General features: G+C 50.3%; 24 protein-coding genes. 18 read left to right on the forward strand and 6 right to left on the reverse strand.

Annotation, left to right across the window (positions count from 1 at the left end; all coding sequences use genetic code 11):
- The 4 genes from FDX14_RS25120 to FDX14_RS02185 form a co-directional block, all read left to right on the forward strand.
- A partial coding sequence (locus tag FDX14_RS25120) for a bacteriophage T4 gp5 trimerization domain-containing protein (RefSeq protein ID WP_502704207.1) occupies positions 1-669 on the forward strand: 669 nt, incomplete at its 5' end.
- Entirely contained in the window at positions 666-1,403 is a 738-nt protein-coding gene (locus FDX14_RS02175; protein ID WP_137348932.1) for a M35 family metalloendopeptidase, read from the forward strand. The genes FDX14_RS25120 and FDX14_RS02175, both read left to right, overlap by 4 nt.
- A gap of 116 nt (positions 1,404-1,519) precedes the next feature.
- Complete coding sequence (locus tag FDX14_RS02180; RefSeq protein WP_137348933.1) at positions 1,520-2,347, forward strand: hypothetical protein; 828 nt, start codon at positions 1,520-1,522, stop codon at positions 2,345-2,347.
- 116 nt (positions 2,348-2,463) lie between these two features.
- The gene (locus FDX14_RS02185) at positions 2,464-2,748 is read left to right on the forward strand and encodes a type VI secretion system PAAR protein (RefSeq protein WP_137348934.1); all 285 of its coding nucleotides are present in this window, start codon (positions 2,464-2,466) and stop codon (positions 2,746-2,748) included.
- A gap of 458 nt (positions 2,749-3,206) precedes the next feature.
- Here the strand turns inward: FDX14_RS02185 and pgm are convergent, their stop codons facing one another.
- Positions 3,207-4,847 (reverse strand): phosphoglucomutase (alpha-D-glucose-1,6-bisphosphate-dependent), encoded by a 1,641-nt coding sequence (gene pgm / locus FDX14_RS02190; protein ID WP_016152262.1) that lies wholly within the window; start codon positions 4,845-4,847, stop codon positions 3,207-3,209.
- A 24-nt stretch (positions 4,848-4,871) separates the two neighbouring features.
- Positions 4,872-5,414 (reverse strand): replication initiation negative regulator SeqA, encoded by a 543-nt coding sequence (seqA, locus tag FDX14_RS02195; protein ID WP_137348935.1) that lies wholly within the window; start codon positions 5,412-5,414, stop codon positions 4,872-4,874.
- Positions 5,415-5,607: 193 nt separating this feature from the next.
- Here seqA and ybfF point away from each other — a divergent pair, with 193 nt between their 5' ends.
- The 9 genes from ybfF (at position 5,608) to FDX14_RS02240 (ending at position 13,250) form a co-directional block, all read left to right on the forward strand.
- Positions 5,608-6,381: an esterase gene (ybfF, locus tag FDX14_RS02200; protein ID WP_061381665.1), complete on the forward strand. Its 774-nt coding sequence runs from the start codon at positions 5,608-5,610 to the stop codon at positions 6,379-6,381.
- 128 nt (positions 6,382-6,509) lie between these two features.
- The gene (gene ybfE, locus FDX14_RS02205; protein WP_079226184.1) at positions 6,510-6,797 is read left to right on the forward strand and encodes a LexA regulated protein; all 288 of its coding nucleotides are present in this window, start codon (positions 6,510-6,512) and stop codon (positions 6,795-6,797) included.
- A gap of 155 nt (positions 6,798-6,952) precedes the next feature.
- On the forward strand, positions 6,953-7,483 hold the full coding sequence (gene fldA, locus FDX14_RS02210; protein ID WP_054176141.1) for a flavodoxin FldA: 531 nt from the start codon (positions 6,953-6,955) through the stop codon (positions 7,481-7,483).
- Between the two features lie 210 nt (positions 7,484-7,693).
- Entirely contained in the window at positions 7,694-7,780 is an 87-nt protein-coding gene (locus FDX14_RS25700; protein ID WP_137349021.1) for a ryhB-regulated fur leader peptide, read from the forward strand.
- Entirely contained in the window at positions 7,773-8,219 is a 447-nt protein-coding gene (gene fur / locus FDX14_RS02220; protein ID WP_003022836.1) for a ferric iron uptake transcriptional regulator, read from the forward strand. Before FDX14_RS25700 ends, fur begins: the two co-directional genes overlap by 8 nt.
- A 128-nt stretch (positions 8,220-8,347) precedes the next feature.
- Entirely contained in the window at positions 8,348-9,274 is a 927-nt protein-coding gene (tcuR, locus tag FDX14_RS02225; protein WP_061381664.1) for a tricarballylate utilization LysR family transcriptional regulator TcuR, read from the forward strand.
- A gap of 97 nt (positions 9,275-9,371) precedes the next feature.
- The gene (gene tcuA, locus FDX14_RS02230) at positions 9,372-10,775 is read left to right on the forward strand and encodes an FAD-dependent tricarballylate dehydrogenase TcuA (protein ID WP_042309774.1); all 1,404 of its coding nucleotides are present in this window, start codon (positions 9,372-9,374) and stop codon (positions 10,773-10,775) included.
- The gene (gene tcuB, locus FDX14_RS02235; RefSeq protein ID WP_042309776.1) at positions 10,762-11,901 is read left to right on the forward strand and encodes a tricarballylate utilization 4Fe-4S protein TcuB; all 1,140 of its coding nucleotides are present in this window, start codon (positions 10,762-10,764) and stop codon (positions 11,899-11,901) included. Before tcuA ends, tcuB begins: the two co-directional genes overlap by 14 nt.
- A 53-nt stretch (positions 11,902-11,954) precedes the next feature.
- Complete coding sequence (locus tag FDX14_RS02240; protein WP_038638812.1) at positions 11,955-13,250, forward strand: MFS transporter; 1,296 nt, start codon at positions 11,955-11,957, stop codon at positions 13,248-13,250.
- A 51-nt stretch (positions 13,251-13,301) separates the two neighbouring features.
- On the opposite strand, the gene FDX14_RS02245 is transcribed toward FDX14_RS02240, so the two are convergent.
- The 4 genes from FDX14_RS02245 to nagE all read right to left on the reverse strand — a co-directional run bounded on the left by FDX14_RS02245 (position 13,302) and on the right by nagE (position 19,330).
- A complete protein-coding gene (locus FDX14_RS02245) occupies positions 13,302-13,634 on the reverse strand; it encodes a ChiQ/YbfN family lipoprotein (RefSeq protein WP_038638809.1) in 333 nt (110 codons plus the stop codon).
- Between the two features lie 49 nt (positions 13,635-13,683).
- Entirely contained in the window at positions 13,684-15,090 is a 1,407-nt protein-coding gene (chiP, locus tag FDX14_RS02250; RefSeq protein ID WP_038638807.1) for a chitoporin ChiP, read from the reverse strand.
- Between the two features lie 435 nt (positions 15,091-15,525).
- Positions 15,526-17,193 carry a glutamine--tRNA ligase gene (glnS, locus tag FDX14_RS02260; RefSeq protein WP_137348936.1) on the reverse strand — a complete coding sequence of 556 codons (1,668 nt, stop codon included), beginning with the start codon at positions 17,191-17,193 and terminating at the stop codon, positions 15,526-15,528.
- A gap of 187 nt (positions 17,194-17,380) precedes the next feature.
- On the reverse strand, positions 17,381-19,330 hold the full coding sequence (nagE, locus tag FDX14_RS02265; protein ID WP_061381661.1) for a PTS N-acetyl glucosamine transporter subunit IIABC: 1,950 nt from the start codon (positions 19,328-19,330) through the stop codon (positions 17,381-17,383).
- 342 nt (positions 19,331-19,672) lie between these two features.
- Between nagE and nagB the strand changes: the two genes are divergently transcribed.
- From nagB to asnB, 5 genes are all read left to right on the forward strand, one after another.
- Entirely contained in the window at positions 19,673-20,473 is an 801-nt protein-coding gene (nagB, locus tag FDX14_RS02270) for a glucosamine-6-phosphate deaminase (RefSeq protein WP_003022803.1), read from the forward strand.
- A 60-nt stretch (positions 20,474-20,533) separates the two neighbouring features.
- Positions 20,534-21,682: an N-acetylglucosamine-6-phosphate deacetylase gene (gene nagA / locus FDX14_RS02275; protein WP_042309784.1), complete on the forward strand. Its 1,149-nt coding sequence runs from the start codon at positions 20,534-20,536 to the stop codon at positions 21,680-21,682.
- An 8-nt stretch (positions 21,683-21,690) separates the two neighbouring features.
- Entirely contained in the window at positions 21,691-22,911 is a 1,221-nt protein-coding gene (nagC, locus tag FDX14_RS02280; protein WP_042309787.1) for a DNA-binding transcriptional regulator NagC, read from the forward strand.
- A gap of 57 nt (positions 22,912-22,968) precedes the next feature.
- Positions 22,969-23,721 (forward strand): ribonucleotide monophosphatase NagD, encoded by a 753-nt coding sequence (nagD, locus tag FDX14_RS02285; RefSeq protein ID WP_038638796.1) that lies wholly within the window; start codon positions 22,969-22,971, stop codon positions 23,719-23,721.
- A gap of 251 nt (positions 23,722-23,972) precedes the next feature.
- On the forward strand, positions 23,973-25,637 hold the full coding sequence (gene asnB / locus FDX14_RS02290; RefSeq protein ID WP_003835552.1) for an asparagine synthase B: 1,665 nt from the start codon (positions 23,973-23,975) through the stop codon (positions 25,635-25,637).
- Positions 25,638-25,688 lie beyond the last annotated feature (51 nt).

The raw sequence follows: 25,688 nt of genomic DNA on the forward strand, positions 1-25,688 counted from the left end.
CACGATCAGAAAACCACCGTGGCGCATGACCGGCATGTCACGGTCGGGAACGATCAGCGCATCACGGTGCAGCACGATCATACGCAGGAAGTCACAAACGATCGCACCGTGCGCATTGGTCATGACACGTCGCTGAGCGTTGTGCGCAACAGAAGCGTGAGCGTTGAAGGGAAGCAGGAGCACCGCACCACAAAAGACCATATCAGCCTGGTCGGGGGTAAGCACAGCCTGGAAGTGAAAGGCGATATGGCGCAGAAGGTAGCCGGAGCGCAGGGGATCCGCGTTGAGGGCGATATTGTCCTCCAGAGTGACAGTAAGATCAGTCTGAAGGTGGGCGGCTCATTTGTGGTGATACACGCAGGAGGTGTGGATATCGGGGGATCGAAAATTAATCTTAACAGTGGGGGGAGTCCGGGTGATGCCATTCGGCCATTACAACTGACGAATCAGGATTCTGAAAAATATCATCTTCAATTTCATTTTTTTGATAAAAAACAAGAACCATATTCAAACATACGTTATATCGCATATTTTGTAGATGGAACTCAAATATATGGAGAGACAGATCAGAATGGGTATACCGAAATATTTACCCAAGATAACGATGAAGAAATTGCAATAAAACTTATCAATCCTGATTTTGATACATGTTGGGGAGAAGAAGAATGAGTGATAAAACACACGGTAAACCGTCAAAAGAAATGATAGTTTTTAAACAATGTAAAATAAATGATTTTGATGCAATGATAACAGAAACATTAGAGGCTCTGGATAAGGTATTAAATCAAAGAGAGAAAGATCTTAAAACTTGGGAAGACAAAGAAAAGAACGAATTCCAAACGATATTTGGTATATGTGGTGATGAATTTGTTCATATAAATATGCCTGTAAGAGGAGAGCAACATCTTGTTAAAATAAGCGCAAAGGGTGTGATGGAAGATTGTATTAGGCGAATTAGGTATGTGAAAAGTACAATGACCATTAAAAGTTTTATTAACAAAATTAATGAACCACGTGAAGTTAGTGCTAAAGTACCAGGGGAGCCACAGAAGGACTATAAGGTTGAAATTGGTATAAATTTTGTGGGACGGAGAAAAAAAGACAGTAATGAAAAGAAACGCATATGCTCAAAACTTACCGGCCATGACTCTCGGGTGTCTACACTTTGCCACGAATTAAGCCATATACCCAAATTTTTTACAGACCCTAATGGTGGAGGAATGGGGACATCAGATTATGACTCTGAAGGAAATAAGCAATCGCCCTATCAAGAAGATAATGATGACTACAATGGGCATGTGAAAGGAGCTAATAAATTAATTACTGAAAATAAATTCGATCTTGTTTTTGACAATGCTTACAATATTGAAAGATACTTTGAAATAGAAATTAAAAACGAGTGAGGAATTATTTTTCATTATCCTTCGCAGATTAACTCTTTAAATCAAAAATATAAGAACCTTAATAAAATGAAGCGTTTCATTTATTTAAATAAACTTAACTTCAAAAAATATTATTAATGATATTAGTTATACCAAACTGGTTATCAGCAAATGAATTATCCATTATCAAATACGGATATGGAATGAGAGGGTGGAATGGATATGAATATGAAAAAGCTCAACTACATCCCAAGCAATGGTACTTACCAAATTATCCTATAGTGCGTTTTAAATCATTTGAAGTTGCTAACACTAATGAGCAAGCGTTAAACGGTTTATATCTCTCATTATCGGTAAATAATAATAACAATAATATACTTGCAACACTTTCCTTTAAGAATGAAAAATCTCACCCATATTTTATTCGGACAACATCTCTACCTTATATACCAACAGAAAATAAAGAAATCGCATCTGATATAAAACTATGTAGGATGCTTTTCTTTATATCCACGGCTAATATTTCATTAGATTATTTAGGAAGCATTTGCGATTATCGTAGTTCTTTTGAAAAAGATGACTGGTATAAACTTTCTCCGCATAGTGAAGTACATTTTCAAATAAAGCTTAACGAATATTATTATTTTATGCCTAATATTAAAATCTACAGCATCAGAACTACTGATTTCACCTTCGTAAAACAAGAATGGTTTATTGAACAAAATATAAATGAAAAAATTTTATCTTTGATTGGGGATGGAAATAACCCACATCAATATCATATACCACCACATTTACCACCGATAAAAAATAATTATATCTCGGAAAGTAACCAGTTAATAAAATTTATGGATAGATTTAATTTTAAGGGAATCAATAGTAATAATATCCTCATGGTTAAGTCCAATCAAGTTCATATAAAGATAGATGGAAAAAAAGTTAAATCATTATATTATAAGGATTAAATAAAGATATTTTTTACAGCAATGAGAACACCTCATGATTTCTATCAAATCTGTCGACATCTACAAATAAAGCATTTGTTTTTTTATGACGATTATATTACAACCTGGAGAAAAACATGCCCACTGCAGCCAAGCTCAGCGATAAAGGTACTCAGCATGACGGTTATTACGAAACTGTCATCATCGCAGGTTCATCAACTGTATTTATTGACGGCTTACCAGCAGCTCGCCAGGGGGATCCGCTAACACCACACGCTAAACCCAAACACCCACCTCACCCCCGAAAAATAGCAGGCGGATCAGAAAGTGTCTTTATCGATGGTTTGCCTGCCGCCAGAACGGGGGATGCGGTTGACTGTGGTGGTGTAATAATCGGTAACAGTTCAGTCAATATTGGCTGACATATATATAAATATACTCATAACAGCCCACGAAAATTAAGAACCAAGGATAACGCCTAATTGGTTCGCACGCTAAAAGTGTTCTTCGAATTCATTGATTTTTTCGCTCAATTATCTGCGGACTCGTTGTCCAAGCCGCTAACAGTTTCCTCTATACCAACCCAGGAGGTCCGATAGTCCAGTCAAGCCTCCATTTTTGCGCAGCAAATAATAAATGGTGTGGCGTCCCTGATGCCATATCACTGCTGGGCCTGTTTATTATTCTACCTGCTTAGCGACAGCTATTTTCAATGATAATGATGATCTTGTTAGGTGTGTTTGAATTCAATCATCACGTTATCCGGATTTAAGCCTGGGACGGGTCAACTGAATAAAAAAAGCCGGATCAGCTTATGCGCGATCCGGCTTTTCATCATTCATACCGGATCACGACGCTTACGTCTTATCCGGCCAGGGGTTTACGCGTTTTTCAACACTTCACTGACGATCTCAACAGCTTCTTTTTCGATCTGCTTGCGGTGTTCCTCACCCAGGAAGCTCTCGCAGTAGATTTTATAAGCGTCTTCCGTACCTGACGGACGCGCGGCAAACCAGCCGTTGTCAGTCATCACTTTCAGACCACCGATAGAAGCACCGTTGCCCGGTGCCGCCGTCAGACGTGCGGTGATAGGATCGCCCGCCAGCGTGCTGGCACTTACCATTTCCGGAGACAGCTTAGACAGCGCCGCTTTCTGTGCGGAGGTCGCGCTCGCCTGCAAACGGTTGTAGCTCGGCGCGCCGAAGCGAGCAGCCAGTTCGTTGTAGTGTTCTTGCGGATTCTTACCGGTCACAGCGGTAATTTCTGCCGCCAGCAGGCACATGATGATGCCATCTTTGTCGGTCGACCACGGTGTACCGTCGAAACGCAGGAAAGATGCGCCCGCACTCTCTTCACCACCAAAGCCAAAGCTGCCGTCGAACAGACCGTCAACAAACCATTTAAAACCGACCGGCACTTCCACCAGCTTACGGCCCAGATCGTTGACCACGCGGTCAATCATCGCCGAGGAAACCAGCGTCTTACCGACGGCAACATCTTTGCCCCATTGCGGACGATGCTGGAACAGATAGTTGATCGCCACCGCCAGGTAGTGGTTCGGGTTCATCAGCCCCGCCGGAGTGACGATACCGTGACGGTCATAGTCCGGATCGTTGGCAAAGGCCAGATCGAACTTGTCACGCAGCGCCAGCAGACCCGCCATCGCGCATTCGGAGGAGCAGTCCATACGGATTGCGCCGTCTTTATCGAGATGCATAAAGCGGAAAGTCTGATCAACGTGGTCGTTAACGATAGTCAGGTTCAGGTTGTAGTGCTTCGCAATACGCTTCCAGTATTCGATACCGGAACCGCCCAACGGATCGACACCCAGCGTCAGACCCGCTTTCTGGATCGCCGCCATGTCGACGATATCTGCCAGCCCTTCAACAAACGGCTGAACCAGGTCCTGCTCTTTCACATGACCCGATGCCAGCGCGGCGTCCAGCGACATACGCTTCACGCCTTGCAGACCGTCAGCCAGCAACGCGTTAGCCCTGTCTTCCACCACTTTGGTGACGTTGGTATCTGCCGGACCACCGTTTGGCGGGTTGTATTTAATGCCGCCGTCTTCCGGCGGGTTGTGGGACGGCGTGATCACAATGCCGTCAGCCAGCGGGCCGCCTTTTTTGTTGTGGACCAGGATGGCATTCGACACGGCAGGGGTTGGCGTAAAGCCGTTGTTTTCCTGCACGATGACGTCAACACCATTCGCCGCCAGCACTTCCAGCACAGAGATAAAAGCCGGTTCAGACAGCGCGTGGGTATCCTTGCCCACATAGCACGGGCCAGTAATCCCGTTTTTCGCACGTTCTTCAGCAATCGCCTGGGCGATAGCCAGAATATGCGGCTCGTTAAAACTATGACGACCTGCACTGCCGCGATGCCCGGACGTACCGAACTTGACGGCGTGCTCAGCGTTCCCTGCCGTTGGTTTCAGTACATAGTACTGTGCCGTCAGTTGGGCGACGTTAATCAAATCACTCTGTTGCGCAGGTTGACCTGCACGGTTGTGGATTGCCATTGCCTGGTCCTTCTAATGCAAGGATTAAATTGTTCCGCAAACCTTTTCAATCAATTCCGCAGGGAATTGCATTGACTGCATGATGTGCTCCACCATGCTGCATTTACGGCCGGTGTTGGTATTGGTGATCACCCAGTACGGCGTGCCTGACACGTGTTTCGGTTTGGTTTGATTACCATTTTTCAGCAGCGTCTGTTCATCTGCTGCAAAATAAACGCGCGTACGGCCATGCAACGAATCCGTTGCTTCGGCGAACGCGTTTTGATCCAGAGAATAGAGTGTAGACAGCACCAGCATAAAGCGATTTACTGCTTTCTTCTGTTCCGCATATTCATCGGACAACAGCAGTTCACGCATCGCGCGCACTTTATCTTTTACGGGGTTAACCGGCTTGGCTTCCACGACAGGTTGCACAGCGCGGACTTCTTTTACTACCGGAGTGACAGGCTGTGATGCGGCGGAAAATTTCAACATACGCCGTAAAATGTCGGATGCGCTCTCGCCGATATGCTTGGTGTGGCTGGCAATATAGCTATAGAGTTCATCATCAACTTCAATCGTTTTCATCTTAATCCAGTGCAGTGTTTAGCTGAATACAAGTTGTTGGGTTAACACGCGTAGTGTAAAGGCAAATCCCAACAGCGGATAGCGTCAAGCCTGGTGGCTGATAAAACTCGGAGTAACCGTAGTTGTTGCAGCCCTGTGGCAGAATGGTCAACATGATACCCTAACCCGTGAGTGTGAAAAAAAGAACTTTGCCATGAAATTGAATATCCGAGCGCAATCTGCGCAAAACCTGCACAATAATTCTCCCATCGTCCTGGTTCACGGCCTGTTTGGTAGTCTGGATAACCTGGGGATCCTGGCGCGCGATCTGGTGGCCGATCACGATATCATCCAGGTTGATATGCGAAATCATGGCCTCTCGCCCCGATCGCCTGAGATGAATTATGCGGCCATGGCGCAAGACCTGGTGGATACGCTGGACGATCAACAGATCGAAAAAGCGATCTTTATTGGTCACTCGATGGGGGGGAAAGCCGTCATGGCGTTAAGCGCGTTGGCCCCTGACCGTATCGATCGACTGGTGGCTATTGATATTGCGCCAGTTGACTATCATGTGCGCCGTCACGATGAGATTTTTGCGGCAATCAATGCCGTAACCGATGCACAAGCGTCCTCACGCCAGCAGGCGGCAAGCGTCATGCGCCAGTATCTGCAAGAGGAAGGTGTTATCCAGTTTCTGCTGAAATCCTTTGTTGACGGCGAGTGGCGCTTTAACGTTCCCGTATTGTGGGATCAATATCCCCATATCGTTGGTTGGGAAACCGTCCCGGCGTGGGAGCACCCGGCATTGTTTATCCCTGGCGGTAACTCCCCTTATGTCACCGAAGCGTATCGCGGGCAGCTGCTGGCACAATTCCCGCAGGCTCGGGCGCACGTAATTGCGGGCGCGGGGCATTGGGTACATGCGGAAAAACCTGAAGCAGTGCTGCGGGCCATTCGTCGTTATCTGAACGAGCAGGCTAACTGATTAAAAACTCAGCGTCCGTGCACGATTACGCGCGTGGGCGTTGGCGTGCCTCCCCTGCTGATGTATTATGGCGCGCTATCCATCCGGGCAGACGCCTGGCTGATTGTTTCCCCGAAGTCACCAAGATCATGGCCAAAGAACAAACGGACCGTACGACATTAGATCTGTTCGCGCAGGAGCGTCGCCCGGGACGACCCAAAACTAATCCGCTCTCGCGTGATGAACAGTTACGTGTAAATAAACGTAATCAGCTTAAACGTGACAAAGTTCGCGGGCTTAAGCGTGTCGAACTGAAACTGAACGCTGATGCCGTTGACGCGTTAAACGAGCTGGCCGAGGCGCGTAACATGAGTCGCAGTGAACTCATCGAAGAGATGCTGATGACCCAACTCACCGCATTGCGCGGTCAGGCATAGTCTGAATTTCTGCTCTAAATCATAAATCGTGTAGCACAGAGTGCAGTCCCGCGTGTTTGCTGTTTCCGCATGCCTGACTGTTCTGCTATGATTGCCCTTATCCGTGGGCAATGCGCCACCACCATTTCAATAAGTTTCAAGAGGTTATTTTACTCATGGCAATCACTGGCATCTTTTTCGGCAGCGACACCGGTAATACCGAAAACATCGCAAAAATGATTCAAAAACAGCTTGGTAAAGACGTTGCCGATGTACATGACATTGCAAAAAGCAGCAAAGAAGACCTGGAAGGGTATGACATTCTGCTGCTCGGCATTCCAACCTGGTACTACGGTGAAGCGCAGTGTGACTGGGACGATTTCTTCCCTACCCTCGAAGACATTGATTTTAACGGCAAACTGGTCGCACTGTTTGGCTGTGGCGACCAGGAAGATTACGCAGAATACTTCTGCGATGCGTTAGGCACCATTCGCGACATCATTGAGCCACGCGGCGCCACCATCGTCGGTCACTGGCCAACGGCGGGTTATCACTTTGAAGCGTCCAAAGGTCTGGCTGATGACAACCACTTTGTTGGTCTGGCTATTGATGAGGATCGCCAGCCGGAGCTGACCGCAGAACGCGTAGAAAAATGGGTTAAGCAGATCTCAGAAGAACTGCACCTCGACGAAATCATCAATGCCTGATTTCACGCGGTGTAGATCATCATCTGCGCCGCATCAATAGATAAAACCAATCAAAATAATTGCTACAAATTTGTAACTTTTTCGTCTGACCCTGTACAATGGCTGGATGCCAATCGGGTGTTGCACAGTGTGTTTGTCGGCGATACCACGTTTTGATTAACAATATATGCCAGAGACTTGCAGTTTTCATTTAACCATGGCAGTTCTATAATGATATGCAATTTCTCAAGTGCAATTTCTGTCACTTCTGTTAATGAAGTGAATCGTTTAGCTACAGGACAGATTCCGCATGACTGACAACAATACCGCATTAAAGAAGGCTGGCCTGAAAGTAACGCTTCCTCGTTTAAAAATTCTGGAAGTTCTTCAGGAACCGGATAACCATCACGTCAGTGCGGAAGACTTATACAAGCGCCTGATCGATATGGGTGAAGAAATTGGTCTGGCGACCGTGTATCGTGTGCTGAACCAGTTTGATGATGCCGGTATCGTGACCCGCCATAATTTTGAAGGTGGTAAATCCGTCTTCGAACTGACTCAACAGCATCACCACGATCACCTCATTTGCCTCGACTGCGGCAAAGTGGTCGAGTTCAGCGATGATTCCATTGAAGCGCGCCAGCGTGAGATTGCGGCTAAACATGGTATTCGCTTAACCAACCATAGCCTCTATCTTTACGGCCACTGCGCCGAAGGCGATTGCCGCGAAGATGAGCATGCGCACGACGGCAAATAATGTGACGCTTTCTGAAAAGCCAACCTTCCGGTTGGCTTTTTTTATGGGCTGAATTTGACCAGCACCCTCTTCCTTCTCCGTCAATGTTGCTTTAATGTAAAAATCAATTGCCCTTCCGGAGAGTTGAAATGGAACTTCGCCAGCTACGCTATTTTGTTCGCATTGTAGAAACCGGCAGCATGGGTAGCGCAGCGCTCGATCTTAATATCGGCGTTTCGGCGCTCAGTCAGCAAATGACGCGGCTCGAAAACGAACTTGCTATTCGCCTGCTACAACGCACCTCGCGAGGTGTGACACCCACCAGCGCCGGACTGGCTTTTTACTCCCAGGCGCAGCTGGCGCTCCGGCATGCAGACGATGCAATCCTCGCCGCTCGCGAGGCCCGACTTTCCGGGCATGTCAGCGTCGGTATGGCTCCCAGTACCGCTTCCGTTCTCGGCATGCCTTTTATTCACGCCATGCGGGAAAGCTATGCTGATGTTCGCCTGCACGTGGTGGAAAGTCTCTCTGGCAACCTGGAACGAATGATTAATACCCGCCAGATTGATCTGGCTATCGTGTTTCAAAAAGAAAAGATCCTGCGCTGGAGCGCCAGACCGATTCTTGAAGAACGGCTGTTTTTGATTGGGACCCATGCCCTATTGGCTGATATTGTCGACGACAATATTGCGCCTGCCCAACTGGCAAATATTCCATTGATCATGCCAAGCCCGGGACACGGTCTGCGCGGCAGGCTGGATGCCATCTGCCAGGAACACGCGCTAAATATTGAGATCGCTACTGAAATTGATGGTCTGGCGTTACTGATGCGCGCCGTACGCAGTGGCATTGGCGCCACTCTTCAGCCAGGCGCGGCGATCTCCCATCTCGATAAAGACACTCTAAGAGTGATCGGCGTCCATAATCCGGTACTTAGCCGCCCTAACTTTCTGGTCAGCCTCTCTGACGATGAACTTACCCCGGCAGGCCTCGCCGCCCGTGTGGTGCTGACAAAAGTTATGCATCAACTGGTGGAAGCCGGAAGCTGGCCTGGCGCTACGCTTTACAATAACTAAAGCACTGTTTAGCGTCACGTCATAGCGCCCACACAGCCTGTACGTATACATTTCAATTACAAATTTAACAAATAGTTAAATGGTAATGGAGTATACGATGGTTGATGTTCTGGTGATTGGCGGTGGCAATGCCGCGTTGTGTGCTGCCTTGACCGCCCGGGAGCAAGGAGCTTCGGTACTCCTGCTCGAAGCGGCTCCCCGGGAATGGCGCGGAGGAAACTCCCAACACACACGTAATTTACGTTGTATGCATGACGCGCCGCAGGATGTGCTGGTGGAAAGCTATCCTGAAGAAGAATTCTGGCAGGATCTGTGGCGCGTCACGGAAGGGAATACCAACGAAGCGCTGGCGCGTCTGGTGATCCGTACCTCTTCACAATGCCGTGACTGGATGCGTCAGCACGGCGTTAACTTTCAACCTCCTCTCTCCGGCGCTTTACACGTGGCGCGAACCAATGCCTTTTTTATGGGCGGTGGAAAGGCCCTGGTGAATGCCTATTATCGCAGCGCAGAAAAGCTGGGCGTTCAAATTCGCTATAACACCCCCGTTCAGGCGCTTGAACTGCGTAATGGCGAGTTCGTGGCGGCGCTGGCAGGCGAAGAGCGCATCACCGCTAAGTCCTGCGTGCTTGCCGCTGGCGGGTTTGAGTCAAACCGCGAATGGCTGCGAGAAGCGTGGGGAGAGAACGAGCGCGGCGAATGGCCTGCGGATAACTTCCTGATTCGCGGCACGCGCTTTAACCAGGGCGTACTGCTCAAATTTATGATGGATGCCGGAGCCGACATTATCGGCGATCCCTCCCAGTCACACTGCGTGGCTATTGATGCCAGAGCACCATTATATGATGGCGGAATTTGCACCCGCGTGGACTGCGTCTCGCTGGGCATAATGGTAAACCGTGACGCAGATCGTTTTTATGATGAAGGCGAAGATTTCTGGCCGAAACGCTACGCCATCTGGGGACGTCTGGTCGCTCAACAGCCAGGGCAGATTGGTTACTCCATCATCGACAGTAAAGCTATCGGCCACTTTATGCCTCCGGTCTTTCCCGGCGCGCAGGCCAATACGTTGGCAGAACTGGCCCTTCAGTTAGGACTGGATGCCGAACGCTTTACCCACACCGTGACGGAGTACAACAACGCCTGCCAGCCCGGCCAGTTCGACCATACCGTTCTGGATAACTGTACCACCAAAGATTTGCTACCCGCGAAAACGCACTGGGCGCGACCGCTGGACCAGCCGCCATACTACGGCTATGCCCTGCGGCCAGGGATCACCTTCACTTATCTTGGGTTAAAAGTGAACGAACGCGCCGCTGTGCATTTTGCCGGGCTTCCAAGCCGCAACCTGTTCGTCGCCGGAGAGATGATGGCGGGCAACGTTTTGGGTAAGGGCTACACCGCAGGCGTGGGGATGTCGATCGGCACGACCTTTGGCCGCATTGCCGGAAAAGAAGCCGCGCTAGCCGCACGTAAGGAGACTCGTCATGAAGCAGCTTGAGAAACTGATCATCGAAGCGCAAATTATCACCGAACCGGAAGCTGAAGTTGAACGTGTGATGCAAGTGTGCAATGCCTGTCGCTATTGTGAAGGCTTTTGCGCCGTATTCCCGGCCATGACGCAGCGTCTGGAATTCGGTAAAGCGGATATCAATTACCTGGCAAACTTGTGCCATAACTGCGGCGCTTGCCTGCACGCATGTCAGTATGCCCCGCCTCATGAATTTGCCATCAACGTACCGAAGGCGATGGCGGAAGTCCGGCTCGAAACCTATCAGCATTACGCGCAACCCGCCGCCTTTGGCGCGCTTTATCGTCGCGCAGGCGTCACCGTGACGCTGGCGCTGGTTTTCGGTCTGATCCTGTTTTTACTCCTCGCTATAGGTTTGAAAGGCTCACTATTCCATCCTCCGCTGGCCGGGGATTTCTATCAAATTTTCCCGCATAACCTGCTGGCCTGGATGTTTGGTTCGGTGTTTATTCTGGCGATCGGTTTGTTGATGGCCGGCGTGATCCGCTTCTGGCGCGAGATCTCTCCGGGTATGCCGCGTTCCGCCGAGATTGCTGAAGCCTCACACGATGCGCTGACGCTGAAATATCTCGATGGTGGCCACGGCAAAGGTTGTAACGAAGCGGATGATGCTTTCACCCTGATGCGCCGCCGTTTCCACCACTTTACCTTCTACGGTTTTATGCTCTGCTTTGCCGCCACCGTGGTGGCAACGGGCTATCACTACTTTGCAGGTATAGAAGCGCCCTACCCGTTCTTCAGCGTGCCGGTGATGCTGGGCACGTTGGGCGGCATTGGTCTGGTTGTCGGCCCGGCGGGCTTGCTATGGCTGAATCTTAAGCGTTCACCGCTGCATGGCGACGCCCGGCAAAAACCGATGGATCGCGGTTTTATTTTGCTGCTGCTGCTGACCAGTTTGACTGGTCTGGCGCTGCTGGCGGGAAGGGACACTTCATGGATGGCTATTTTACTGGCCATTCATCTCGGCGTGGTCATGGCGCTTTTTCTGACCATTCCTTACGGAAAATTTGCCCACGGATTTTACCGCTGCGCAGCCTTACTCAAGTGGGCGATTGAGAAACGGCGCGGCAAACAAGCGGGGGTCACAGGCGACTAACCCGCAAACTCTTACCTCTATAAATATTATGATAAGACAGTGGAGCAACCCTAATGACACAACAACCATCGCGCGCTGGAACTTTCGGCGCAATACTGCGGGTAACCAGCGGTAATTTTCTCGAACAGTTCGACTTTTTTCTGTTCGGGTTTTACGCCACCTATATCGCAAAGACGTTCTTCCCCGCGGAGAGTGAATTTGCCGGGCTCATGTTGACCTTTGCGGTTTTCGGTTCGGGTTTTTTAATGCGGCCCGTTGGCGCAATCGTGCTGGGTGCTTACATCGACAGAATTGGTCGCCGTAAAGGACTGATGGTGACGCTGGCGATCATGGGCTGCGGTACCCTGCTGATTGCCCTGGTTCCCGGTTATCAAAGCATTGGCCTGCTGGCCCCTGTGCTGGTATTAGTCGGTCGATTATTGCAAGGCTTCTCTGCGGGCGTAGAGCTGGGAGGCGTTTCGGTTTATCTCTCTGAAATCGCCACGCCTGGTAATAAAGGTTTCTACACCAGTTGGCAGTCCGCCAGCCAACAGGTCGCCATTGTGGTGGCGGCGCTGATTGGCTACGCTCTGAATGCCACACTGGGGCACGATGAGATCTCTGAATGGGGCTGGCGCATTCCGTTCTTTATTGGTTGCATGATTATTCCGTTGATCTTCGTCCTGCGCCGTTCGCTTCAGGAGACAGACGCATTTTTACAACGTACGCACCGTCCCGACACCAGGGAAATTTTCACCACTATCATCAAAAACTGGCGTCTGATCGCTGCGGGTACGCTGCTGGTAGCGATGACCACCACGACGTTTTACTTTATTACCGTCTACACCCCAACCTACGGCAGGGCCGTACTCCACCTGAGCGCGCGCGATAGCCTGGTAGTCACCATGCTGGTCGGTATTTCTAACTTTATTTGGCTGCCGATTGGCGGAGCGATATCTGACCGAATTGGTCGTCGTCCGGTATTGATGGGGATTACTGTACTCGCACTGCTTACCACCTGGCCGGTAATGCACTGGCTCACCGCCGCGCCAGACTTCATGCGCATGACGCTGGTCCTGCTTTGGTTCTCGTTCTTTTTTGGCATGTACAACGGGGCAATGGTCGCGGCACTCACCGAGGTGATGCCTGTCTATGTCCGTACGGTGGGCTTTTCACTGGCCTTTAGTCTTGCCACGGCGATTTTTGGCGGCCTTACACCAGTCATATCCACGGCGCTGGTCCAGCTAACCGGGGATAAAAGCTCACCGGGATGGTGGCTGATGTGCGCAGCGCTTTGTGGACTCGCCGCCACGGCAATGCTGTTTGTCCGACTGAGTCGGGGCTATCAACCAGTGGAACATAAGCTCTGAAAAGCAAACGGGCGGAAAACTCTCCGCCCGTTGTCATTTTCTTTTCTCGAATTACTGCGCAGCATTCTTGCTACGTATTTCCTGCCAGACCTTGTCGCAATCAGCATTAACGGACTGATCGTTACCCGTGCGCGTGGCCTGGATACACTGCTGATAATCCAGTACGCGTACGCTTTCTTCATTAGCAAACTGCTGGTGCTGCTTTTCTTTCTTCAACACATTCAGCACGCTTTGGCAGGCTTCAATTTTCTCCGGCGATCCTTGCGCGGTGTTAATACACGCGCTGTAGGCTTCTTTCAGGCGACTGTCTTCTTTCGGCGAAGGGGATTGCGCACAAGCCACCAGCCCTGATGCCATAATGGCGATGAGTATCAGTTTTTTCATAGCACTTTCCTCAACGGAGCGGCAGACGTCTGGTCTGCCGCTGTTGGCATTAGAAGATGGTGAACGGAGCAATAACTATGAACTTCACGTCGCGTTCATCCTGGAAGATGTTGCCGTAACCACCGCCCCAGCTCGGAATGTCTGAATGGTTGTCGTACTGGGTGAAGTGCAGTTTAAACATAGTGCCTTTCGCACGACCGTCCTGCAGGGTATAGACCGCATCCAGGCTGTAAGAAGACTCTTCGATAGTCCGGTTTTTGTCGTAGTACGCATCCGGGTTGAGCTGCCAGGTAGATGGCTTGGCATCCCAGGCGTAAACGTAGGACGCACCGACTGCCCAACCCGGCAGGTTCCAGTTCTTCAGGTCATACATTGCACCGAAGAAGACAGCCTTTTCGCCGTTGGCGTTGAAGTCAGAACGGTTGTCCCACCAGATATCCAAGCGACCGTTGGATGAGGCGTAGGTCGGGGTCATACGCTGCAGGAAGTAACCCTGCTGCCCGTCCGCTTTAACCCAGGTCCCTTCCAGGCGCAGGTCAACCACTTCCGCCACTTTGTAGCCGAAGGTCAACGCCTGCAACCAGGCCGTACCGTCATAAATATCGTTCACGGTGCGATCATCAACTTTGTCGCGCGCGCCATAGAACTGATAGCTGGTGGTAAACGGGTTACCGCCTAAATCGAATTTGTAGCTGGCTTTCGCGAAGTATTGATCGACGTAGCCTTCGGACTGACCAAATGCCGCTTCCAGCAACAGGTTATTTTTGAAGTCATATTTCGCGCCGATTGAGTGCAGGTAATCTACGCTGGTCTTTTTATCGGCCTGATAAAATTTATCGACTTCGGTGTGCCACGGCGCTTTATATTCGTTGGCCCACATATAGGAGAAGCTCAGTGCGCCAGCATCACCATAGTCGAAGTTGGCACCAGCTTCGGCACCCTGATAGGTACCAGGCATAAAGCTCCAGTGCGGAGCCAATAGCGTCTGTCCGGTTGGTTGAATGTAACCGGCGCGCGCCCAGGTTGGGCCGTATTTAAATTTGGCTGCTGCTTTATACAGGCTAATTCCGCTCTTATCGCCGGAGTAATCTTCGTCGTAGCCTTTATTTTTTGAAGAGAATGCGATTTCGTTTGGATGGCCGCTTTCGCTACTTTCGTTCATTTCAATCGCGGTGAATGCTGCGATATCAATACCAAACATATCGGCCGCATAACCGGACTGGAAGTCGAGGTTAGCGTTCCAGGTCGAGTGAGAAAGGTTGGTTTTGTATTTGTCATGATCGGTGACATCTTTACGGTCACGTTCACGCTGCCAGTAATAGATGCCGCCGGTTAAAGTGGAGTCATCAATGAAACCTTCGGCGTGAGCCTGGGGAGCGACAACGAAACCCGACATTGCTGTGATACCGGCGATAGCCAGCGCCAGCGTACTACGTTTGCCACTAAACGTACGCATATGTTAATCCTCTTTGACATAAAAATGCTGCCGATAAAAGCGGTCAGCGAAAAAACAAAAATTAAAAAAGTAGCGCCAAGAAAACCTCAGTGACTACAATGAATAGACTATTTTTCGCGACGCGAATTATCAATCTCTTTCTGTAACGAGTATGTAATAGTATGAGCAACCGCACATATTTCATTGCTTTCTGTTACATTTTCATCGAGAGATAAAAAAGCGTTGAAAAAATGAAAAAATCGCTTGTTTTCCATGAGGATGAAATCGGTTTCAGCCAATCTCATATTGAGGTAAGTTATTTAAACGTAAAAGCATTCAGCCATTTTATTATTACAGACATGTAATTAATTCGCTCCGCAAACGGAGCCTGCCACACGTTTTTTTGGCATAAAAAAACGCCGCATGATGCGGCGTTTAGACAAGATGTGTTGCGGCTTATTCGCCCGCTTTAGCCCACGTATCACGCAGACCAACGGTGCGGTTAAACACCAGCTTATCAGCCGTAGCGTAACGGCTGTCGAGGCAGAAATAGCCTTCGCGTTCAAACTGGAACGCTTTGCCTGCAACCGCGGCCTGCAGTGATGGCTCGCCATAGCCGTGTTTAATCACCAGTGATTCCGGGTTAATCACGGACAGGAAGTCCTCTGCCGCACCAGGGTTCGGTACGCTAAACAGACGATCGTACAGGCGGATTTCAATCGGCAACGCATGAGCCGCGCTGACCCAGTGAATAACACCTTTTACTTTACGACCATCGGCCGGATCTTTGCTCAGAGTGTCGACATCGTAGGTGCAGAAAATGGTGGTGATATTCCCTTGCGCATCTTTCTCTACACGCTCGGCCTTGATCACGTAAGCATTACGCAGACGTACTTCTTTACCCATCACCAGACGCTTGTACTGCTTGTTCGCTTCTTCGCGGAAATCAGCGCGATCGATCCAGATTTCACCGCTAAACGGCACTTCACGGCTGCCCATTTCCGGTTTATTCGGATGGTTAGGCATGGTAACCAGTTCGCTCTCGCCCTGCGGGTAGTTTTCGATAACCAGTTTCACCGGATCGATAACCGCCATCGCGCGCGGCGCGTTTTCATTCAGATCTTCACGAATGCAGGATTCCAGCGAGGCGATCTCAATGGTGTTGTCCTGCTTGGTCACGCCAATGCGTTTGCAGAATTCACGGATAGCAGCAGCGGTATAACCGCGACGACGCAGACCAGAAATCGTTGGCATACGCGGATCGTCCCAGCCCTCAACGTGCTTGTCGGTAACCAGCAGGTTCAGCTTGCGCTTGGACATCACGGTATATTCCAGATTCAGGCGCGAGAATTCGTACTGGCGCGGGTGAACCGGGATGGTGATGTTGTCCAGCACCCAGTCGTACAGACGGCGGTTATCCTGGAACTCCAGCGTACACAGTGAATGCGTGATGCCTTCCAGCGCATCGCTGATGCAGTGGGTAAAGTCGTACATCGGGTAGATGCACCACTTGTTGCCGGTCTGGTGGTGTTCAGCGAACTTAATACGGTACAGCACCGGATCGCGCATCACGATAAACGGCGATGCCATGTCGATTTTCGCGCGCAGGCAGGCTTTACCTTCTTCAAAGCCTCCGGTACGCATTTTTTCGAACAACGCGAGGTTCTCTTCGACGCTGCGATCGCGGAATGGGCTGTTTTTACCCGGCTGAGTCAGCGTACCGCGGTATTCGCGGATTTCGTCTGCTGACAGTTCGTCAACGTACGCCAGACCTTTATTGATAAGTTCTACCGCATAGGCGTGAAGCTGATCGAAGTAGTCCGACGAGTAGCGAATGTCACCAGTCCAGTGGAAACCTAACCATTCAACGTCGTTTTTAATCGACTCAACGTACTCGATATCTTCTTTAACCGGGTTCGTATCATCAAAACGCAGGTTGCACTGGCCCTGGTAATCTTGCGCAATGCCAAAGTTCAGACAAATGGATTTCGCGTGGCCAATGTGCAGATAGCCATTTGGCTCCGGCGGAAAACGGGTATGGATCGTGGTGTGCTTACCACTGGCCAGATCTTCATCGATGATCTGACGAATAAAGTTACTCGGGCGGGCTTCAGCCTCACTCATCGTGGATTCCTCAAAGCGTAAACAACGTATAACGGAACATGATCTTATAAGCGACGTCAGGAGACAACTATTAGTTGCACAAAAAAGGTGTTTCAACAGGATATATGAGGGTATTTGCTGCAAAAAAAAGCGGCGGAGGAATATCCCCCGCCGCTTAAGGCATTTAACTCACTTTACTCAGGAGCAGTTACTTACCTTTAATCTCATACAGTGGTGTCTGACCGGCAACCACATGACCTTCGGCTTTAATGACCAGAGCGCCGAAGTCATCGCTGTTGCTGCACACAACCGGGCTAATCATGGAACGTGCATTGGCGTTCAGGAAATCCAGATCCATTTCCAGAATCGGTTGACCTGCAGTCACTTCCGCACCTTCTTCAACCAGGCGCTTAAAGCCTTTACCTTCCAGCGCTACGGTATCGATACCCATATGGACGACGATTTCCGCGCCTTTAACAGTTTCCAGACAGAACGCATGGTTGGTGTTGAAGATTTTCACGATGGTGCCCGCAGCCGGAGCAACCACGATTTTATCCGTTGGTTTCACCGCCACGCCGTCGCCTACTGCTTTGCTGGCGAAGGCTTCATCAGGAACCTGCTCCAGCGCAACGACGTCACCGGTAATCGGAGAAACCAGCGCTTCAACGGTGACTGCGTTCGCGACAGCCTGCGGTTTTGCAACCGGGGCCGCTGCTGCTGGCGCACTTTCAGCAGACGCTGCCGCAACCGGGCCACGCGCCACAACTTTCTTCATTTCGTCGCCAATGGATTCCGCTTTCGCACCTACGATGACCTGGATGGTTTGCTTATTCAGCTTAACGACACCAGATGCACCTAAACGTTTACACATCGCATCGTTTACGCGACCAGAGTCGGCCACGGTCAGACGCAGACGGGTGATACAGGCGTCAATCGCTTTCAGGTTATCGGTACCGCCAACCGCAGCAATGTAGTTGGTTGCCAGTTGAGCCAGACCTTCTTCAGTGTTGCTGTTCGCTTCTTCTGTAACGATATCGTCTTCTTTATCTTCGCGGCCCGGCGTTTTCAGGTTAAACATACGAATAACCGCGCTGAACAACACAAAGTAGATAACGAAGAAGACCAGACCCATCGCAACCAGCATCCAGACGTTCTTACTTGCTGCCGGCAGGTTGTACATCAACACGTAGTCGATAGCACCTGCGGAGAAGGAGAAGCCCGCGTGGATCCCCAGCAGCGTCGCAACGAACAGGCTGATGCCGGTTAACAGTGCGTGCAGGAGATACAGCAGTGGTGCCAGGAACATGAACAGGAATTCCAGCGGCTCAGTAACACCGGTCAGGAACGCGGTGATCGCAACGGACAGCAGCATGCCGCCAACCATCGGACGACGCGCTTTCGGAGCCGCGAAGTACATCGCCAGCGCCGCACCCGGCAGACCAAACATCATGATCGGGAAGAAACCAGACATGAACATACCCGCAGTGCCGTCACCCGCGTAGAAGCGGTTGATATCACCGTGGAATACGGTACCTGCAGCGTTAGTAAATTCGCCAATCTGGAACCAGGCAATGGTGTTCAGAACCTGATGCAGACCGGTTGGGATCAGCAGACGGTTGATGAAACCAAAGATACCGGAACCCAGCGCGCCAGCGCCTACGATCCACTCACCACCCGCATGGATGGCGTTCTGCACCGGCGGCCACACGTAGCCGAAGATAGCAGCCAGCACCAGACAGAAGAAGCCAGTGGCGATCGGCACGAAGCGTTTGCCGCCAAAGAAGCTCAGGAAGTCAGGTAGTTTGATACCAGACCAACGGTTATACACCGCACCGCCGACCAGACCGGTGATGATACCCGCCAGCACACCCATGTTGATGGCAGGGTTAATGGTAACCATTGCTTTGGTCAATATGAAATAACCAACCGCACCCGCCAGCGCTGCCGCACCCGCGCTGTCTTTTGACCAGCTGGAAGCCACACCGATAGCGAAAATCAGCGCCAGGTTATCAAAGATAGCCCCGCCCGCTTGCGCGATGAAAGGTACGTTTAGTAAATCTGGTTGGCCGAATCGCAGCAACAGTGCCGCGACTGGCAGCACAGCGATGGGGAGCTGTAACGCCCTACCCAGCCGCTGGAAAAAACCTAAAATATTCATTTTATTCCCCCTACGAGACCCCGATTAGGCTTCTTTGAAGCCATATTTTTATTGTGCGACCATTCCTGACAGCAAGATTCTGGATCAACGATATTAACCATTCATCTACATTCAGAGTGTGTGAAAATTTAATTCGTATCGCAAATTAAACGCGTGTTTTTTGTGATTCCAGTCACCAAATATCGTTATTAACCCTCCCTTCTACTGGCTAACTACGAAAACTTATTTTATCATTCAAAAAATCGAAACGGATTGATCCTTACCGATGCAAAACCAGGTTACGCTTAATACTGCACAGAGACTCAATCCGCCAATTGCTTACATTTACTTTTGAGGTGAAGAATGAGACTGATCCCCCTGAATACCGCTGAACAAGTCGGCAAATGGGCTGCTCGCCATATCGTTAACCGTATTAACGCGTTCAAACCAACGGCAGATCGTCCGTTCGTTCTGGGCCTGCCGACGGGCGGTACCCCGCTGACAGCTTATAAAGCATTGGTTGAAATGCACAAAGCGGGCCAGGTGAGCTTCAAGCATGTAGTTACTTTCAATATGGACGAATATGTTGGCCTGCCGAAAGAACATCCGGAAAGCTATCACAGCTTCATGCATCGTAACTTCTTTGATCACGTTGATATTCCAGCAGAAAACATCAACCTCCTCAATGGTAACGCGCCGGATATTGATGCAGAATGCCGTCAGTATGAAGAAAAAATCCGTTCTTACGGTAAAATCCACCTGTTTATGGGCGGTGTAGGCAACGATGGTCACATCGCATTCAACGAGCCAGCTTCTTCTTTGGCTTCCCGTACCCGCATCAAAACGCTGACTCACGACACGCGTGTTGCTAACTCACGCTTCTTTGACGGCGACGTAAGCCAGGTGCCTAAATATGCCCTGACCGTGGGCGTGGGCACCCTGTTGGATGCCGAAGAGGTGATGATCCTGGTACTGGGTCATCAAAAAGCGCAGGCGCTGCAAGCCGCCGTTGAAGGGAACGTTAACCACATGTGGACCATCAGCTGTCTGCAGCTGCATCCAAAAGCCGTTGTGGTATGCGATGAGCCTTCCACCATGGAACTGAAAGTGAAAACGCTGAAATACTTTAACGAGTTAGAAGCGGAAAATATTAAAGGTCTGTAATTGATGTCTCCGCCCTGTCGATAAGTTGCAGGGCGGCATTTTTTGAAATCGGGGGTCGGAATGTATGCTTTAACCCAGGGCCGGATTTTTACCGGTCACGAAATTCTTGATGACCATGCGATTGTTGTCGCCAATGGCCTGATTGACAGCGTTTGCCCACTGGCTGAGTTACCGTCAGGAATTGAACAGCGCTCACTGAATGGGGCCATTATTTCCCCCGGTTTTATCGATGTACAGCTAAACGGCTGCGGCGGCGTACAGTTTAACGATACGGCAGAAGCCGTGACCGTTGAAACACTGGAAATCATGCAGAAAGCCAATGAAAAATCAGGCTGCACCAACTATCTGCCTACGCTTATCACCACCAGCGACGACCTGATGAAACAAGGCGTTCGCGTCATGCGTGAATACCTGGCGAAGCACCCGAATCAGGCATTAGGGCTTCATCTGGAAGGTCCGTGGCTGAATCTGGTGAAAAAAGGCACCCATAATCCGGGATTTGTCCGTCAACCGGACGCTGCGTTGGTTGATTTCCTGTGCGATAATGCTGACGTGATAACCAAAGTCACGCTGGCACCAGAAATGGTCCCTGTAGAGGTCATCACCAAACTGGTAAATGCAGGTATTGTGGTTTCCGCCGGTCACTCAAATGCGACGGTAAAAGAGGCCAAAATCGGCTTCCGCGCAGGGATTAGCTTCGCAACGCATCTGTTTAACGCCATGCCTTATATAACGGGCCGTGAACCTGGCCTGGCGGGCGCTATTCTTGATGAAGCCGATATTTATTGCGGTATCATCGCTGATGGTCTGCATGTTGACTACGTCAATATCCGTAATGCCAAGCGCCTGAAAGGCGACAAGCTGTGCCTGGTTACCGACGCGACCGCGCCGGCAGGTGCAAATATTGAACAGTTCATTTTCGCTGGTAAAACAATATACTACCGGAATGGATTGTGCGTTGATGAGAACGGGACATTGAGCGGTTCATCATTAACCATGATTGAAGGCGTACGCAATCTGGTCGAACATGCGAATATCGCTCTCGACGAAGTGTTACGCATGGCAACGCTCTACCCTGCTCGCGCCATTGGCGTCGACAAACGACTCGGCAGCATCGCGCCAGGCAAAGTAGCCAACCTGACTGCGTTCACGCACGACTTTAAAATCATCAAGACCATCGTTAATGGCAACGAGGTCGTTACTGAGTAAGAGAAAGAATGACACCAGGCGGACAAGCTCAAATAGGTAATGTTGATCTCGTAAAACAGCTTAACAGCGCGGCGGTTTATCGCCTGATTGACCAGCATGGGCCAATCTCGCGCATTCAGATTGCCGAGCAAAGCCAGCTTGCCCCCGCCAGCGTAACCAAAATTACGCGTCAGTTGATCGAACGCGGGCTGATCAAAGAAGTCGATCAGCAGGCCTCCACCGGAGGCCGCCGCGCTATCTCTATCGTCACCGAAACCCGCAACTTCCACGCCATTGGCGTACGTCTGGGCCGTCACGACACAACGCTCACGCTCTATGATATGAGCAGTAAAGTGGTCGCCGAAGAGCATTACCCTCTCCCGGAGCGCACCCAGGAAACGCTGGAGTATGCGCTACTCAATACCATTGCCACTTTTATTGACAGCTGCCAGCGGAAAATCCGCGAGCTGATTGCGATTTCCGTCATCCTGCCCGGTCTGGTTGATCCTGAAAGCGGCGTCATTCGCTATATGCCACACATTCAGGTCGAAAACTGGGGGCTGGTCGAAGCGCTCGAAAAACGCTTCAAGGTTACCTGCTTTGTCGGTCACGATATCCGCAGCCTGGCGCTGGCTGAGCACTATTTTGGGGCAAGCCAGGATTGCGAAGACTCCATTTTAGTGCGTGTTCATCGCGGAACCGGGGCAGGAATTATTTCCAATGGCCGAATTTTTATCGGTCGCAATGGCAACGTGGGCGAGATTGGTCACATTCAGGTAGAGCCACTGGGTGAGCGCTGTCACTGCGGTAACTTCGGCTGTCTGGAAACCATTGCCGCCAATGCGTCTATCGAACACCGCGTGCAAAACTTACTGAAACAGGGTTATCCCAGCCGACTCACGCTGGATGATTGCAGCATTAAAGCTATCTGTAAGGCGGCGAATAAGGGCGATAACCTGGCGGCAGAAGTTATTGAACATGTTGGTCGCCACTTGGGTAAAACCATTGCCATCGCCATCAACCTGTTTAACCCGCAAAAAATCGTCATTGCAGGCGAAATTACTGAGGCGGATAAAGTGCTGTTGCCTGCAATAGAAAGCTGTATCAACACGCAGGCGTTGAAAGCGTTTCGCCATAATTTACCGGTGGTTCGTTCCACACTGGATCACCGTTCCGCCATTGGTGCCTTTGCGCTGGTGAAGCGTGCGATGCTCAACGGGACATTGCTGCAACGTTTGCTGGAAAACTAATGCTCTCATATAGTAGTGGATTATTTTCAGACTCATAACGAATTCCCTGGGTTGTTCATGACCATAAAGAATGTAATTTGTGATATCGACGGCGTGCTGATGCACGACAATGTTGCCGTACCGGGTGCGGCAGAATTTCTGACCGGGATCCTGGAAAAAGGCCTGCCGTTAGTTCTGCTGACTAACTATCCTTCACAGACCGGGCAAGATCTGGCAAACCGCTTCGCCACCGCGGGTGTGAATGTCCCCGATAGTGTCTTTTATACTTCCGCCATGGCTACCGCTGATTTTCTTCGTCGCCAGGAAGGGAAAAAGGCCTACGTGGTAGGTGAAGGCGCATTAATTCATGAGCTATATAAAGCCGGATTTACCATTACCGACGTGAACCCCGATTTTGTGATTGTTGGCGAAACGCGCTCCTACAACTGGGACATGATGCATAAAGCAGCATATTTTGTCGCTAACGGCGCGCGTTTCATCGCCACAAACCCGGATACTCACGGCCGCGGCTTTTATCCCGCCTGCGGGGCGCTCTGCGCCGGTATCGAGAAAATCTCTGGTCGTAAGCCGTTTTATGTCGGCAAACCCAGCCCGTGGATTATTCGCGCGGCGCTCAACAAAATGCAGGCGCACTCGGAAGAGACCGTTATTGTTGGCGATAACCTGCGTACCGATATTCTGGCAGGATTCCAGGCCGGTCTGGAAACCATTCTGGTATTGTCTGGCGTCTCAACGCTTGACGACATCGACAGCATGCCGTTCAGACCGAGCTGGATTTACCCGTCCGTTGCTGAAATAGACGTCATTTAATCTCTTTAGCCGGATAACAACATCTGCAAGTTATCCGGCCTGAAAAATACATCCATTCAATAAAATCACCACTTAACTGTTGATTCATTAATAATAGCGCTCATTACATAATCTTTTTTCATCAATCAGCAATGACCATTGCGTTTTTTATTTTCCGCACCGTAATTCGCTTGCGCCCTCTCCCGCTTTGCGGCATTTTCTTTATCAAGCAAACATAAAAAGCATTACGCAACAGGTTAACGGAGAAGGTTATGTGTTCTATTTTTGGCGTATTCGATATTAAAACTGACGCAGTTGAACTGCGTAAAAAAGCCCTGGAATTGTCTCGTCTGATGCGCCATCGCGGCCCGGATTGGTCAGGTATTTACGCCAGTGATAACGCCATTCTGGCGCACGAACGTCTGTCCATCGTCGACGTCAATGCCGGCGCTCAGCCGCTGTATAACGTGAAAAAAACGCATATCCTGGCTGTTAACGGTGAAATTTATAACCATCAGGCGCTGCGAGCGGAATATGGCGATCGCTATCAGTTCCAGACGGGTTCAGACTGCGAAGTTATCCTCGCGCTGTATCAGGAAAAAGGCCCAGAGTTCCTGGATGACCTGCAAGGCATGTTTGCTTTTGCCCTGTACGACAGCGAACAGGACGCTTACCTGATTGGTCGCGATCATATCGGGATCATCCCACTGTATATGGGTTACGACGAACACGGTAACTTCTACGTCGCGTCTGAAATGAAAGCCCTGGTTCCGGTATGCCGCACGATCAAAGAATTCCCGGCCGGTAGCTATTTGTGGAGTAAGGACGGCGAAATTCGTCAGTACTATCAGCGCGACTGGTTTGAATACGATGCGGTCAAAGACAACGTGACCGATAAAAACGAGCTGCGTCAGGCGCTGGAAGATGCAGTGAAAAGCCACCTGATGTCAGATGTTCCTTATGGTGTGCTGCTGTCCGGTGGTCTGGATTCATCCGTCATTTCCGCGATTACGAAAAAATACGCGGCGCGCCGTGTTGAAGATCAGGAACGTAGCGAAGCCTGGTGGCCACAGTTGCACTCCTTCGCCGTCGGACTGGAAGGCGCACCGGATCTGAAAGCCGCGCAAGAGGTCGCGAACCATCTGGGTACCGTGCACCATGAGATCCACTTCACCGTGCAGGAAGGTCTGGATGCTATCCGCGACGTGATTTATCACATCGAAACTTACGATGTCACAACGATCCGCGCCTCGACGCCAATGTACTTAATGTCGCGTAAAATTAAAGCGATGGGCATTAAAATGGTGCTGTCGGGTGAAGGCTCTGACGAAGTATTCGGCGGCTATCTCTATTTCCACAAAGCGCCAGACGCGAAAGAGCTGCATGAAGAAACCGTGCGTAAGCTGCAGGCGCTACATATGTTCGACTGCGCCCGCGCCAACAAAGCGATGTCTGCCTGGGGTGTGGAAGCTCGCGTGCCCTTCCTGGATAAGAAATTCCTTGATGTGGCGATGCGCATCAACCCGCAGGATAAAATGTGCGGCAACGGCAAAATGGAAAAACATGTGCTGCGCGAATGTTTTGAATCTTACCTGCCTGCCAGCGTCGCATGGCGTCAGAAAGAGCAGTTCTCTGATGGTGTCGGTTACAGCTGGATTGATACCTTGAAAGAGGTGGCTGCTGAGCAAGTTTCTGACCAGCAACTGGAAACCGCCAGCTTCCGTTTCCCTTACAACACGCCATCATCTAAAGAAGCGTATTTGTACCGTGAGATTTTTGAAGAATTGTTCCCGGTTGCCAGCGCGGCGGAATGTGTGCCTGGCGGGCCATCAGTAGCCTGTTCTTCTGCCAAAGCGATTGAATGGGATGAAGCGTTTAAAACCATGAACGATCCCTCTGGCCGTGCAGTTGGCGTACATCAGTCCGCTTATAAATAAGTTAATCCTTAGAAAAGGGCCCTGCGGGGCTCTTTTTTTATGTCTGTTTTC

This window comes from Citrobacter sp. wls710 (assembly GCF_005281115.1).
In the GTDB taxonomy this organism is placed as follows: domain Bacteria; phylum Pseudomonadota; class Gammaproteobacteria; order Enterobacterales; family Enterobacteriaceae; genus Citrobacter; species Citrobacter werkmanii.